Source organism: Cupriavidus sp. L7L (assembly GCF_004353535.1).
Taxonomy (GTDB): Bacteria; Pseudomonadota; Gammaproteobacteria; order Burkholderiales; family Burkholderiaceae; genus Cupriavidus; species Cupriavidus oxalaticus_A.
The window spans coordinates 329,673-343,311 of the sequence record NZ_SMNY01000009.1 but is presented as its reverse complement, the minus strand read 5'-3'; the positions used below and the strand labels follow the sequence as shown (position 1 = coordinate 343,311).

Annotated in this window: 12 protein-coding genes; 9 read left to right on the top strand and 3 right to left on the bottom strand. The window is 69.0% G+C overall.

The window, feature by feature from the left end:
* Positions 1 to 345 precede the first annotated feature (345 nt).
* Complete coding sequence (locus E1J61_RS09510) at positions 346 to 1,452, top strand: helix-turn-helix transcriptional regulator (protein ID WP_133093814.1); 1,107 nt, start codon at positions 346 to 348, stop codon at positions 1,450 to 1,452.
* Between the two features lie 104 nt (positions 1,453 to 1,556).
* A complete protein-coding gene (locus E1J61_RS09505; RefSeq protein WP_133093813.1) occupies positions 1,557 to 2,693 on the top strand; it encodes a helix-turn-helix transcriptional regulator in 1,137 nt (378 codons plus the stop codon).
* Between the two features lie 139 nt (positions 2,694 to 2,832).
* Here E1J61_RS09505 and E1J61_RS09500 read toward each other — a convergent pair whose 3' ends face one another.
* Together E1J61_RS09500 and E1J61_RS09495 are read right to left on the bottom strand one after the other, a co-directional pair.
* Positions 2,833 to 3,852, bottom strand: a complete 1,020-nt coding sequence (locus E1J61_RS09500) for a tripartite tricarboxylate transporter substrate binding protein (RefSeq protein WP_133094212.1) — start codon at positions 3,850 to 3,852, stop codon at positions 2,833 to 2,835.
* Positions 3,853 to 4,014: 162 nt separating this feature from the next.
* A complete protein-coding gene (locus E1J61_RS09495; RefSeq protein WP_243736822.1) occupies positions 4,015 to 7,014 on the bottom strand; it encodes a DEAD/DEAH box helicase in 3,000 nt (999 codons plus the stop codon).
* Positions 7,015 to 7,206: 192 nt separating this feature from the next.
* Between E1J61_RS09495 and E1J61_RS09490 the strand changes: the two genes are divergently transcribed.
* From E1J61_RS09490 to E1J61_RS09465, 6 genes are all read left to right on the top strand, one after another.
* A complete protein-coding gene (locus tag E1J61_RS09490) occupies positions 7,207 to 8,127 on the top strand; it encodes a branched-chain amino acid transaminase (RefSeq protein ID WP_133093811.1) in 921 nt (306 codons plus the stop codon).
* Between the two features lie 95 nt (positions 8,128 to 8,222).
* A complete protein-coding gene (locus tag E1J61_RS09485; RefSeq protein ID WP_133093810.1) occupies positions 8,223 to 8,417 on the top strand; it encodes a zinc-finger domain-containing protein in 195 nt (64 codons plus the stop codon).
* Between the two features lie 112 nt (positions 8,418 to 8,529).
* Positions 8,530 to 9,552 (top strand): lipopolysaccharide heptosyltransferase II, encoded by a 1,023-nt coding sequence (waaF, locus tag E1J61_RS09480; protein WP_133093809.1) that lies wholly within the window; start codon positions 8,530 to 8,532, stop codon positions 9,550 to 9,552.
* Positions 9,553 to 9,570: 18 nt separating this feature from the next.
* Positions 9,571 to 10,011: a nuclear transport factor 2 family protein gene (locus tag E1J61_RS09475; protein ID WP_133093808.1), complete on the top strand. Its 441-nt coding sequence runs from the start codon at positions 9,571 to 9,573 to the stop codon at positions 10,009 to 10,011.
* Positions 10,012 to 10,098: 87 nt separating this feature from the next.
* Positions 10,099 to 11,193 carry a YheT family hydrolase gene (locus E1J61_RS09470; RefSeq protein ID WP_133093807.1) on the top strand — a complete coding sequence of 365 codons (1,095 nt, stop codon included), beginning with the start codon at positions 10,099 to 10,101 and terminating at the stop codon, positions 11,191 to 11,193.
* A gap of 46 nt (positions 11,194 to 11,239) precedes the next feature.
* On the top strand, positions 11,240 to 11,806 hold the full coding sequence (locus tag E1J61_RS09465) for a DUF2946 family protein (RefSeq protein ID WP_133093806.1): 567 nt from the start codon (positions 11,240 to 11,242) through the stop codon (positions 11,804 to 11,806).
* A 27-nt stretch (positions 11,807 to 11,833) separates the two neighbouring features.
* Here the strand turns inward: E1J61_RS09465 and E1J61_RS09460 are convergent, their stop codons facing one another.
* A complete protein-coding gene (locus E1J61_RS09460) occupies positions 11,834 to 13,426 on the bottom strand; it encodes a M48 family metalloprotease (RefSeq protein ID WP_243736821.1) in 1,593 nt (530 codons plus the stop codon).
* Here E1J61_RS09460 and E1J61_RS38185 point away from each other — a divergent pair.
* Positions 13,425 to 13,577, top strand: coding sequence for a hypothetical protein (locus E1J61_RS38185; protein WP_243736820.1), 153 nt, complete (start codon positions 13,425 to 13,427; stop codon positions 13,575 to 13,577). The two genes, E1J61_RS09460 and E1J61_RS38185, sit on opposite strands and share 2 nt — an antisense overlap.
* The last annotated feature ends 62 nt before the right edge of the window (positions 13,578 to 13,639 follow it).

Sequence of the window (13,639 nt, the reverse complement as noted above, 5' to 3'; positions counted from 1 at the left end):
TGAAAAATCGGGAAAACGGGATTTTACCTGATCGCGGTCGACGCTTTGGCGATTCCGGGTCGCAATGGTTTTGCAATGTGCGCCAGCACGCACAATGCGGTTCCTTGCCGGGCTGACCGATTCCCTGCCTCCCCACGAAAGAAGGGGCCGGGGAATGTCCCCCTGATCCCCCGAGTGCGGTAATGTATGCAACGTCTGCTTAAACAGACACGCACTGACACCAGAGCCGGTCCAGCAAAACGGCCAGAACAACACCAGGCGGATAACAAAAAGGCAGGCCGGCGTGCGCGTGGGCGCACAGCCGGCGCCGCGCATTGTCTTGTCGCGAATGCAGGGGGTAATCAGATGAAAGAAGCCGACATGCACGGAGCGATCCGTGGCTTGTACGAGGGCATTCTCGATCCCGGTGCGTGGCAGCAGAGCCTGCGCACCCTGACCGATATGGCCGGATCGGCGCACGCCTCGATGATGGTCTGGGACACCGTACGCGACCAGGTCACCGTCAATGAAATTGTCAATCCGGTGGTGGAGTTGTTCACCGAGTACGAATCGGATTTCCAGACCATCGACCCGGCCAAGCAGTTCGCACCGCGGCTGCAGCCCGGCGCGTGGTACGTCGACGCGCGCGAGCTGGGCGAAGGCGCCATGGCGCGCCACCCGTTCTACCGCGATTTCTTTCACCGCTATGACCTGCGCTCGTACGTGGCATGCCTGGTCGCGCGCCAGCCGCACTACGAAGTCTATTTCTCGATGCAGCGCGGACGCACGCAGCCGCTGTTCTCGACCGACGACACCCGCGGCATGGACTGGATCATCCCGCATATGCGCAGCGCCATGGCCATGCGCGACCGCACGCTGGGCCTGACGGTGCTGGCGCGGCTGTCGTCGCAGCTGGTGGAGCGGCTCAACTTCGCGCTGCTGGTGTTTTCGCCGCAGCGCCAGGTGCTGCTGGGCAACCGCGCCGGCGAACGCTGGGTGCGGCGCCTGGACCCGGCGGGCAAGGTCTCTGACTGGACCCTGTCACGCCCGTTCGGCGAAATGCTGGCCGCGGCTTGCGATCCGCAGCGCGCGGTGGCCGCCCAGGCCGCGCGCGCCACCGACGGCAACGGCGCCAGCGCGCAGGTGATCGTGCTGCCGCTGCCGCCCTCGCACGCCTTTGCCGCGCAGTGGCAGGAGCCGGCGGCGCTGGTGGTGGTGCACGAGCATGACAACGCGCCGCTGTTGCTGGCTCCGGTGCTGCGCGACCTGTACGGCCTGACGCCGGCGGAAACGCGGCTGGCGACCCGGCTCGCCGGCGGCCAGGGCCTGCCCGAAGCCAGCCAGCAGCTGAACATCCGCCATGAAACGGCGCGCACGCAGCTCAAGGCCGTCTTCAACAAGACCGGCACCAACAGCCAGGCCCAGCTCACCCACCTGCTTTCGCGGCTGGGCGCGGCACTGGAAGGGGCCTGAATTCCACCCTCGCGCGGTACGCCGGCCGGCAATACACCGGCAGCCCTGGCACAGCCGCGCGAAGGAAGTACCAAAAGTACGAAAAAGAAGAAAGAAGAAAAACCATGAGCGACACGCCGATGCATGAAACCATCCGCGCGCTGTACGAGGGGATCTTCGACGCCGATGCCTGGCGCCGCAGCCTGGGTGCGCTTTGCCAGGCCAGCGACAGCTCGCATGCGCTGCTGCTGGTGCGCGATACCGTCCACGAACGCGTGCTGGTGAACCAGGTGGTCAATCCCGTGCCCGAAGCGGTGGCCGCCTACAGCGAATACTACGAAACCATCGATCCGGCCCTGCCCTTCGCCCAGCGCATGTCGGTGGGCAGCTGGTATATCGATTCGCGCGAACTGGGTGCGCAGGCGATGCGACACTCGCCTTTCTATGGCGACTTCCTGCACCAGTTCGAGCAATCGTCGGTGATGGCCTGCCTGATCGAGCGCAAGCCGCACTATGAAGTGTTCCTGTCGCTGCAGCGGCCGCTGGGCGGCAACCAGTATTCGCCCGAGGACGCGCGCGCGCTCGACTGGGCGATTCCGCATGTGCGCCACGCCATGGCGCTGCGCGACCGCACGCACCAGGTGTCGGCGCTGGCGCATGCGTCGAGCCAGTTGCTGGAACGGCTGCCGTTTGGGGTGATCGTGTTGCGGGACGATGGCAAGACGCTGCTTGCCAACAGTACGGGAGAGGCGTGGGTGCGGCGGCTGCTGCCAGCGGTGTCGGCGGCGGTGTCGGCGGCGATTTCGGCGGCAAGCGGCCGGGCCGAAGAATGGCGGCTGTCGCGGCCGTTTGCCGAAGCATTGAAGGCCGCGTGCGATCCGGGCAATCCGCAGCCGGCGCAGGCGCTGCGGGCGGTGGATAACGGCGGGCGGCAGGCGCAGATTATCTTGTTGCCCTTGCCGCCGGCGCATCAGCTGTCGATGGACTGGCAGCGGCCCAGCGTGCTGGTGGCGATCCATGAACCGGGAGTCGCGCCGATGACATTGCCGGCCGTGCTGCGGGACTTGTACGGGCTGACGCCGGCGGAAACGCGCTTGGCGCTGCAGCTGTCGACCGGGATGGGGCTGCCCGAGGCTTGCGAGCAGATCGGGATCCGGCGGGAGACCGGCAGGACGCAGTTGAAGGCGATTTTCAACAAGACTGCCACTGGGACGCAGGCCCAGTTGGCGCATTTGCTGACGAGGTTGGGCGTCAGGGCTTAGGGGTTAGGGGTTAGGGGTTAGGCCGCAAACCTGTCACCGGCCGCCTGTTTGCGCCCCTCTCCCGCCTGCGGGAGAGGGGCGGGGATGAGGGCCGGAGCCTCAACGAAGTGAAGCCCCTTATGCAACCTCAGTCGCAACCTCAGTCGATCGAAGCCCCCACCGTCTTCACCACCCCCGCCCACTTCTGCCGGTCGGCCTTGACGGTCGCCTTGAACTGCTCCACCGACTCGATCCGCGGCGTATTGCCGGCATCGACCAGCTTCTGCCGGATCGACGGGGTTTCCAGCGCAACCTTGACCGCGTCGTTGAGCTTGCGTGCGATCTTCGGATCCAGCCCCTTGGGACCGAAGAAGCCGAACCAGATGGTGCTGTTGTAGCCAGCGACGCCGCTCTCGGCAATGGTCGGCACGTCCGGAATCACCGGCACGCGCTTGCTGGTGGTCACGCCCAGCAGCCGCACCTTGCCGGCGCGGTATTGCGGCAGCACGCTCTGCACCTGGTTGAAGATGCAGCAGACCTCGCCCTTGAGCACGGCCTGCAGCGCATCGGGGCCGCCCTTGTACGGTACGTGGGTCATGTCCAGGCCCGCGCGGGCATTGAATTCGGCGAAAGCCAGGTGCGTGCCGGTGCCGTTGCCGGTCGAGGCATAGTTGTACTTGCCTGGATTGGCCTTCACCTTCTCGATGAATTCCTTCACCGTCTTCACGTCGATCACGGCCGGGTTGACGGTCAGCACGTTGGACACTTCGACCAGCGGCGCCACCGGCGTGAAATCGGCTTCGGCGTCGAATGGCAGGTTCTTGTACAGCGCCGGGTTGATGCCGTGCGTCGCCGCGGTGCCAAGCAGCAGCGTATAGCCGTCCGGCTTGGCGTGCGCCACCACCTCGGAGGCAACGTTGCCGCCGGCGCCCGGCCGGTAGTCATAGATGATCGTGGTCTTGAGCGACTTCTGCAGCGATTCCTGCAGCGCGCGGCCCACCATGTCGACGCCGGAGCCGGCGGTGAAACCCATCAGGATGGTCACCGGCTGCGTCGGCCACTCGCCCTGGGCCTGGGCGGGCGCGCTCACGGCAGCGGCGGCGCACAGGGCGGCCATGCCTGCGGCCAGGCGGAAAGCGGAACGGAAGGACAAGCGCGGCAGGCGGAACGAGATGGGCATGGGGGTGGGCATGGGGGCACCGTCAGTAAAGTCAGCACAAGAGAGCTGCCGGGGTCTGGGCCCCGGGCAGCGCCACAAGATAGCAAGGATCCTGCCAAAACCAAACGAACCAGTTCGCTTGAAGGTATGCCCTGGAAGTATATGGTGGGCGCGGCGTGACGCTCAGCGGCGCAGCAGGCCCACCAGGTCGTCGATATCCGGCAATGGCGCACCGGTTCCCGCAGTGCTTTCGTCATCCGCCTCCAGCAAGCCGTCGGCCAGCGCGCGCTTGTCGCGGTGCAGGTCGACGATGCGCTCCTCGATGGTGCCGGCGTTGATCAGCCGGTACACCGTCACGGGGCGCTGCTGGCCGATGCGGTGCGCGCGGCCCATGGCCTGGTCCTCGGCGGCGGGGTTCCACCATGGGTCGGCGATGATCACGTAGTCGGCCGCGGTCAGGTTCAGGCCGAAGCCGCCTGCCTTCAGGCTGATCAGGAAGACATCGCCCTCGCCCGCCTGGAAGGCGGCCACGCGGCGCGTGCGCTCGGCCGCCGGCGTGGCGCCGTCCAGGTACTGCAGCGCGAGCCCGGCGCGCTCCAGGCCCTGGCGCAGCAGCTGCAGGAAATCGACGAACTGGCTGAACACCAGCGTCTTGTGGCCGCTGGCGGCCAGTTCGCTCGCCAGAGCGACGAAGGCGCGCAGCTTGGCGCCCTCTTCCCCCTCCCGCAGCTGGCTGCCGATTTCCGGCGTGGCCAGGCGCGGGTCGCACGCGGCGCGGCGCAGGCGCATGATCTGCGCCAGCACATGGATGCGCGCTTGCGATTGCTGCTGCGCCTGCGCGAGGGCGCGCGCCTTTACCCCTGCAGGCGCGCCTTGCGTGGCCTTGCGCACCGCCTCCACGCGCGCCAGCGCGGCTTCGGCCTGGGTCTGCGCTTGCCGGCGCAGCGCTTCGTAGTGCGCGGCTTCGACCGCGTCGGGCTCGACGCGGATCACCAGCTCCGTGCGCGGCGGCAGTTCGTCGAGCACCTGGGCCTTGGTCCGGCGCAGCACGAAGGGCGCGATCATGCGGCGCAGGCGCTGGCGGGCCTCGCGCACGCCGCCGCGCTCGATCGGATTGGCAAAATGTTCGTTGAAACGGGCCAGCGAGCCCAGCAAACCCGGGTTGCAGAAGCGCATCACCGACCACAGCTCGGCCAACCGGTTTTCCACCGGCGTGCCGGTCAATGCCATGCGGAAATCCGCCTGCAGCTCGAACATCGACTGCGCGCGCCGCGTGACGGCGTTCTTGAATGCCTGCGCTTCGTCAGCGACCACGGTATGCCAGTCGCGCGCGCAGAAATCCTGGCGCGCCTGCTGCAGCAGCGTGTACGAGACGATCACCAGGTCATGTGGGCCTGCCTGAGCCAGCAGCGTATCGCGCGCATTCTCTGCACCCTCTCCATAGACGTGGACATTCAGGGTCGGCGCGAAGCGTCGCGCTTCGGCGGCCCAGTTGCCGCACACCGAGGTGGGCACGATCACCAGCGCGGCGCCGCCGGCCGCGCGCGCCACCAGCACCGCCAGCGCCTGCACGGTCTTGCCCAGGCCCATGTCGTCGGCCAGGCAGGCGCCCAGCCCCGAGGCGGCCAGCGTCATGGCCCAGCGGTAGCCGGCTTCCTGGTAGGGGCGCAGCTCCGCCGCCAGCGTGGCGGGCACGGTGGTTGGCGTGTCGCGCGCCGCGCGCAGGCGGGCGATGCGCTGGCGGAAGCGGGCGTCGGGATCGATGCCCGCGCCGGCCAGCACGTCGTCCAGCCACGGCGTGGCCATCTGCGGCACGCGGATGCCGTCGGGAATGCGTTCGGCCACCGACGCCAGGTCGCGCAACTGGCCGCGCAGCGCGCGGGTCAGCGCCACGAAGACACCCTGCCCCATCGGCACAAAGCGGCCGGCGTGGCTGCCGGTCCAGTCGATCAGCTTGCCCAGCTCCAGCACCAGCCCCTCGGCCACGCGCAGCTCGCCGGCCAGCCGGTACCAGGCGCCACGGCTTTCGATGTGGACGCCGAGCTGCGGCAGGTCGGCGGGCACGATGCGGATTTCCTTGCCGCGCGGCCATTCCACAGCCTGCACCGCGGGCAGGCCGGGCAGCGCCTCCAGCACGGTCAGCGCGTCTTCGGGATCGTCCAGCGTCCAGGTATATTCACCGCCCGGCGGCGACTGCGTGACCAGCACCGGCAGCGCGGCGAAGACCTCGGCCACGCTGGCCAGTTCGGCATCGAGATCGCGCTGCGTGACCACCGTCTCGCCGCGCACCGCGGCCATCAGGCGTTCCCTGCCCGCGCCCGGCGCGAGCCGGGGCCCGAGCTGGCCCAGCGGCGTGACCACCAGCCGCATCGTGATACCGCGCCCGGCCACGCCGCCGATCGGCGCAACCTCCGCGCGCAGCCGCGCTTCGGCCTCGACCGTGCGCGAGCCGGCAGCCTGGTCGGCGTGGACCTGGAAATGGCCGGCCAGCGCGCGCAGCGTGCGATCGAGCTGGGCCTGGCCATCCTCCGGGATCGCCAGCCCGTCGCCGATCAGCCGCGCGGCGTCGAACTGCGCAGGGGTGAAGCGCAGCACCTTGAGCCGGTGCGGCCCGTCGCGCAGCACCGTGACCTGGCGCAGCGCCTCGGCCTCCTGGCGCGCCGCGGCGGGCAGCAGGGCCTCCATCGCCGGCGCCTCGCGCAGCGGCGGATAGAGGCGCAGCACGAAGCGGCCAGCGCTGTGCACGGCCTCCAGCGCGGGCGCGTCCTCGACCACCTCCAATGTCTGCGCCGGCGCGTGGGCGAGCACCACGGCCGGGTGGCCGACCAGCGCCATGGCGGCGGCAGCGCGGTCCAGCACATAGCGCCGGTTGTGCGAGGCATCGCGCCGGATCGCGCGCGCGACGCGCGCGTCCCACGGCTCGAGCCGGTCGTCCTCGGCCACGCGCGCCAGCGGCACCGGCCTGGGCTTGCCCCAGCCACGCGCGCCGCGCACTTGCTCCAACGGCTCGATGGTGGCCACCGCGCCGTCCGGCTCCAGCGTCAGCGCCCACAGCAGGCGGCGGCCGCCCTCGCCGGCGGCGACGGGTTCGGCGCTGGCGAGGGCGCGCAGCGCTTCCAGCGCCTGCTCCCAGCCAGGCTGGCCGGGTTCGGCATGCGGGTCGGAATGTGTGTTCAAAGGCACGACGAAATGGACTGGCGTCGGAAGCAAGCCCTGACGATGCAACCGTCGAGCCGGCAAACGCACGGAAATGAGGATTCTAGTCCGCCGCGGCGCTGGTTTCGTACGCTCTCCCCCCGCCACTCGCGTTGGCACCCATGCCCCCCGGGCTTACAATGTCGTTTTTGCTACTTTCACGGCGCTGGGAGAACAGACATGTCGATGGCGGATCGCGACGGCAAGATTTGGATGGACGGCAAGCTGATCGAATGGCGCGACGCCAAGATCCACGTGCTGACGCATACGCTGCACTACGGCATGGGCGTGTTCGAGGGCGTGCGTGCCTACAAGACGCCCGAAGGCACCGCCATCTTCCGCCTGAAAGAGCACACCCGCCGCCTGTTCAATTCCGCCAAGATCTTCCAGATGGCCATGCCGTTCGACGAGGCCACCCTGGAAGCCGCCACGCGCGAAGTGGTGCGCGCCAACAACCTGGAATCCTGCTACATCCGCCCGATCGTGTGGATCGGCTCGGAAAAGCTGGGCGTGTCGGCCAAGGGCAACACCATCCACGTGGCGATCGCGGCGTGGCCGTGGGGTGCCTACCTGGGCGAGGAAGGCATGGAGCGCGGCATCCGCGTGAAGACTTCGTCGTTCACCCGCCACCACGTCAACGTGTCGCTGGTGCGCGCCAAGGCCAGCGGCTACTACATCAACTCGATCCTCGCCAACCAGGAAGCGACCGGCCTGGGCTATGACGAAGCGCTGTTGCTCGACACCGAGGGCTACGTCAGCGAAGGCTCGGGCGAGAACGTCTTTATCGTGCGCAACGGCGTGATCTACACCCCGGACCTGGCCTCGTGCCTGGACGGCATCACGCGCGACGCCACGCTCACCATCGCGCGCGAGCTGGGCATCGAGGTGCGCGAGAAGCGCATCACCCGCGACGAGATGTACTGCGCCGACGAAGCCTTCTTCACCGGCACCGCCGCCGAAGTCACGCCGATCCGCGAGCTGGACGACCGCATCATCGGCGAAGGCCGCCGCGGCCCGGTCACCAAGCAGATCCAGGACGCGTTCTTTGCCGCCGTGGGCGGCACCAACGAAAAGTACAAGAAGTGGCTGACGCTGGTCTGAGCACCGGCCGCCAGCCCTCGTGCCCCGCACCCGCCGCCGTGCGCGCGGGGCACGCCTTGTTTTGACGAACAACAAGCCTCAATCCCCGCAACACCATGACGCAAACCGCCACCATCATCGAAATCGGCGCCGAAGACATTCCGCTGCACTGCCCCACCGCCAACACCCCGGCCTGGAACTACCACCCGCGCGTGTTCCTGGACGTGGCCGACACCGGCGAAGCCAAGTGCCCGTACTGCGGTACCGTCTACAAGCTCAGGCCGGGCACCGTGCTGAAGGGCCACCACTGATCCGAGCCGCCGGTTTTCGCACGACCCTGACGCTCCGGGCCGCCAGTTGGTGCTCCGGGGCGTTGCTGTTCCCGGCGATTGCGCCGGCGAACCGGCCCTCCGCGCCCCGCCCATGAAGAAAGCCCTCGTCATCGCCCCCAACTGGATCGGCGACGCCCTGATGGCGCAGCCGCTGTTCGCGCTGCTCAAGGCGCGCCATCCGCGCCTGGTCATCGACGCCCTCGCGCCCAAGTGGGTGGCGCCCGTGCTCGCGCGCATGCCCGAGATCGGCCGCGTGTTCCCGTCCGACCTGGCGCACGGCAAGCTGCAGCTGTCGGCGCGGCTGATGTTCGCGCAGCAGCTCAAGAACGAAGGCTACGACCTCGCCTACGTGCTGCCGAATTCGCTCAAGTCGGCGCTGATCCCGTGGCTGGCCGGCATTCCGCTGCGCATCGGCTACCGTGGCGAAGCGCGCTTCGGCATGCTCAACGTGCGCCATGCCAACCCGCCGCGCGACCACCGTCCGCCGATGGTCGAGCACTATGCCCGGCTCGCGCTCAAGCCCGGCGCGCGCTTGCCCGAGAACCTCTCCGAGCCGCGCCTGCGCGTCGACCCGGCGCGCGTGGCGGCCACCGCCGAGCGCTTCGGCATCGCCCCGCACACGCGCGTGATCGCGTTCTGCCCGGGCGCCGAGTACGGCCCCGCCAAGCGCTGGCCGGCCGGCCACTTCGCCAAACTGGCGCAGATGCTGCGGCGCTCCTACCCGTACGCGCAGATGATCACGCTGGGCTCGGCCAAGGACGCCGAGATCGCCGCCGAGATCGTCAAGGACGCACCGTTCGTGCGCAACCTGTGCGGCCAGACCTCGCTGGATGATGCCGTCGACCTGCTGGCGCTGTCCGAGGCCGCGGTCTGCAACGATTCCGGCCTGATGCACGTGACCGCGGCGCTGAACCGGCCGCAGGTGGCGGTCTATGGCTCGAGCGATCCGCGCCACACGCCGCCGCTGTCACAGGCTGCGAGTATCATGTGGCTGCAGCTGGAGTGCAGCCCGTGCTTCAAGCGCGAGTGCCCGCTGGGCCACCTGCGTTGCCTGAAAGAGATCGAACCCGAAATGGTCTTTGTTGAGCTGCGCAAGCTGCTGCACCGGCCCTGATACCCTGACACTGCCACCATGCCTCGTTTTGCCCGCCTGTTCGATTCTGCCGAAGACATCGTCGAAGCTTTCCGCGAGGCGCTCAAGCTGCGCGACGCCGAGGGCGCGCTGCGCCTGTGGCTGGACGAGGATTCGATCACCTGCGTGCTGCCCGACGGCCAGCGCATGATCGGCCACGAGCAGCTGCGCCAGGCGTTCTCGCAGCTGCTGGAAGAACAGCCGGTGCTGGTCGACGCGATCGAAACCAGCAGCCACGCATCGATGGCCGTGTCGATCTTCGACGTGACCGAGGCGCTGCGCTTTGGCAGCGACCGGGTCGAGGCCGACCTGTACGTGCACACCACCTATGTGCTGATGCAGAACCACGAAGGCTGGCGCCTGGCGCATGTCCACTGCAGCCCGGCCAACGCCGTGCAGGTGGCCGCGGTGGCTGCGGCACCCGGCCAGGCGCTGCACTGAGCCTTTGCCTGCCAGGCCGCGCGGCCCGGCTGCAACCGAGCAGGACTGCGAGACGGCAACACCGCAAGACTGTATTACCGAGCTGGCATGACGCAGCGCCCCGATCTCCTGACGCACCGTTTGCCTGTCGCCGCCGCGCCGCACGAGCATGGCCACGGCTACGGCGACGGCATCGACATGCCCTGGTGGCTGCGCGGCGGCCATGCCCAGACCATCATCCCCGCCCGCTTCACGCGCCGCCCGCCGCGCGTGGCGTTCCGGCGCGAGCGCTGGGACACGCCTGACGGCGACTTCATCGACCTGGACTGGACCACCCACCCGGTGCAGCCGGACACGCCGCTGGTAGTGATGTTCCACGGGCTGGAGGGCGATTCCGGCAGCCACTATGCGCAGGCACTGATGCATGCGCTGGGCACGCGCGGCTGGCAGGGCGTGGTCCCGCATTTCCGCGGTTGCTCGGGCGAGCTCAACCTGGCGCCCCGCTTCTACCACTCCGGCGACTCGGCCGAGCTGCGCTGGGTGCTGGAACGCGTGCACCGCCGGCACTGCGCCCAGGGCCGCAAGCTGCTGGTGGTCGGCATCTCGTTGGGCGGCAACGCGCTGCTGCGCCTGCTGGGCGAGGACGGCAGCGGTGCCAGCCATGTGCACGCCGCGGCCGCGATCTCGGCGCCGCTGGACCTGGCCGCGGGCGGCGCGGCGCTGTCGGCCGGCTTCAACATGCTCTATACGCGCATGTTCCTGCAGACGCTCAAGCGCAAGTCGCTGGCCAAGCTGCAGCAGTTCCCCGGCCTGTTCGACCGCGAGGCGATGCTGGCCAGCCGCGACCTGTACGCCTTCGACAACGTGGTCACGGCGCCGCTGCACGGCTATGCCGATACCGACGACTACTGGCGCCGCGCCGCCAGCAAGCCGGTGCTCGGCGCGATCGCCGTGCCCACGCTGGTGCTCAATGCGCGCAACGATCCGTTCCTGCCCGGGCGGCACCTGCCCGGCCCGGCCGACGTCAGCCCGCAGGTCTGGCTGGAACAGCCGGAGCACGGCGGCCATGTCGGCTTCATGACCCCGCATGAAGGCTGGCGGCGCCATCTGTGGCTGCCCGACAGCCAGTCGGGGGTGGCGTTCGGCGGCCATATCGAATGGCTGCCGGCGCGGATCCTGCGTTTTTTCGACAGCATGATGTAAAGCCGGCGGCGGCGTGCGTGGCGCCTTGCCGGCAGAGGAGACGGAGATGGACGACATCGTCAGGCAAGCCATGGCGCGCTGGCCCAACGTGCCCAATGCGTATGGCTGGCTCGCGCTGGACCGGCGCGGGCAGTGGCGCCTGCGCAATGAATACGCCCAGCAGCACGGCCTGTCCGGCGAGCCGGTGCGCAACGAAGCGCTGGTCGCCTTCATCGAGCGCAACTACCTGTGCGACGAGCGCGGCGCGTGGTATTTCCAGAACGGGCCGCAGAAGGTGTTCGTGGCGCTGGCGTACGCGCCATGGATCGTGCGGCTGCACCAGGGCGCGCTTTGCACAACCTCGCACCAGCCCTTTGCGCTGCAATCCTGCTACGCGGACGAGCATGGCAACGTGGTGCTGTCGGGGAAGGTCGACGGCGTGGACGGCACGCAGGTGGCGCTGCTGCACGACCATGACCTGGAAACCTTCAGCGGCAGCAGCACCTGGCACGGCGAGGCCTGCGGCACCGAACTCGGCCTGTTCCACCACGACGGCCACGACCTGCCGATCGAGCCGATCGCGGAGAGCGAAGTGCCGAAGCGCTTCGGCTTCGTGCGCCAGCCGGCGGCCTGACGCCGCCTGGCCCTGGCCGGGCCTGCCTCAGTTCGGTATGCCCTTGCTGTCCTGCTTGTCCTCGCGATACTGGCGTTCCAGCTGGTGCAGGCGGGCGTCGACCTCGGACAGCGTATAGAAGTCGCCGTCGCCGGCCTTGCGCGCGATCTGCAGCTGTTCGATCGCAGCCTGGTAGGCACCATCCATCGCATATTTTTCGGCCAGCGCCTGGTGCTGCTGCACCCGCTTGCCCTGGCCGGCGTATGCGCGCGCCAGCATCTCCCACCAATCGCTGCGGCTGGTTTCCTGGCGCGTGCGTTCGCGCAGGAAGCGCACCGCCTCCTCATAGCGGCCCGAGCCGAGCAGGGTCTCGGCATAGGCGACCGATACCGCATGAGAGAGCGGGAAGGCTTTCATCGAGGCCGTGGCCTGTGCCAGCGCCTCGGGCACGCGGCCCTGCGTGCGCGCCAGCTGGATCGCCATCACGTCCAGCATGGGGCTGCCCGAGCTTGCGCCCGGGATGGTGCCGTACAGCCGCCGCGCCTCGGCCAATTCCTGCTCGGCGGCGGCGGCACGGCCGAGCCGCTGCTCGGTGAAGGCGAGGCCGTAGTGCAGCGCCGGCGCCCGCAGCGTCGAGGCACCCGGCAGCTGCGCGCGCAGTGCATTGCGCAAGGCCTGCAGATCGCTCGGCGACGATTCCTGGATCACGCGCGCGCGCATCCGGGCGAACTCGTACTCGGGCGTATTGGGCACCTTGCGCGCGTTGGCGTGGCTCACGCGGTCCTGCATGTCGGCGAGACGCTCCGAAGTCAGCGGGTGGGTGCGCACATAGGACGGCACCGAGCTTTCCGAGATGCCGGACACGCGCTGCAGCCGCGCGAAGAAATCGGGCATGCCCTGCGGGTCGAAGCCCGCCGCGGTCATGATCTGGAAGCCGACACGGTCGGCCTCGCGCTCCGCGCCGCGCGAGAAGGACAGCTGGTTGGCAACGGCGGCGCCCTGCCCGCCCATCGCCAGCGCCGCCGCGGCATCGGGGCTGCGCGTGGCGGCGAGGCCGGCCAGCACCATCGACGCCAGCGCAATCCACATCGACTGGTCTTGCGACGTGATGCCGCGCGCGATATGGCGCTGCATCACGTGGCCGATTTCATGGCCCAGCACCGAGGCCAGTTCCGACTCGGTATCGGACTGCACCAGCAGCCCGGTATGCACGCCGATATAGCCGCCCGGCAGCGCGAAGGCGTTGATGCTGCGGTCGCGCACCGCGAACAGGTCAAAGCCGGTGGCAAAGGTACCGGCGCCGGTCGAGCCCGAGATATTCTGCCGCCGCGCCGCCTGCACCAGCCGGTAGCCGAGCGCGTTCAGGTAGTCCGACAGCAGCGGATCCGGCACGTACAGCGGATCGCGGCGGATATCGCGCATGATGCGGTCGCCCAGGCGCTTTTCCATGTCGGGCGACAGCGATGCCGTGGACGGGTCGCCCAGGTCAGGCAGCTGCACCCCGCCACTCTCGACCACCGGATTGTTGGTGCGCAGGCCGAACTCGGACTTCTGGCCCGCCTTGATGCTGCGGTTCAGGTTGTCGTAGACCTGGTCGCTCGCCTCGCCGGACAATGATGGCACCGGCTCCGGCGCCCGCATGGACGCGACCGGCCTGGCCGGCGCGGCCGCGGCAGAGGCCGGGGCAGCGGCCGGTATTCGCGTCGTCGCCTGCGGCCACGCCGGCGACGCCATGCTCAGCGCCAGCAGCGCAGCCAGCGACCGCCGCCATGGCGACCCGGGGCGACCATGATGTGACGCCGAACCGGCAGGCGCGGCATCCGCAGCGGCACAATGGCCGGGCGCGGCAGACCT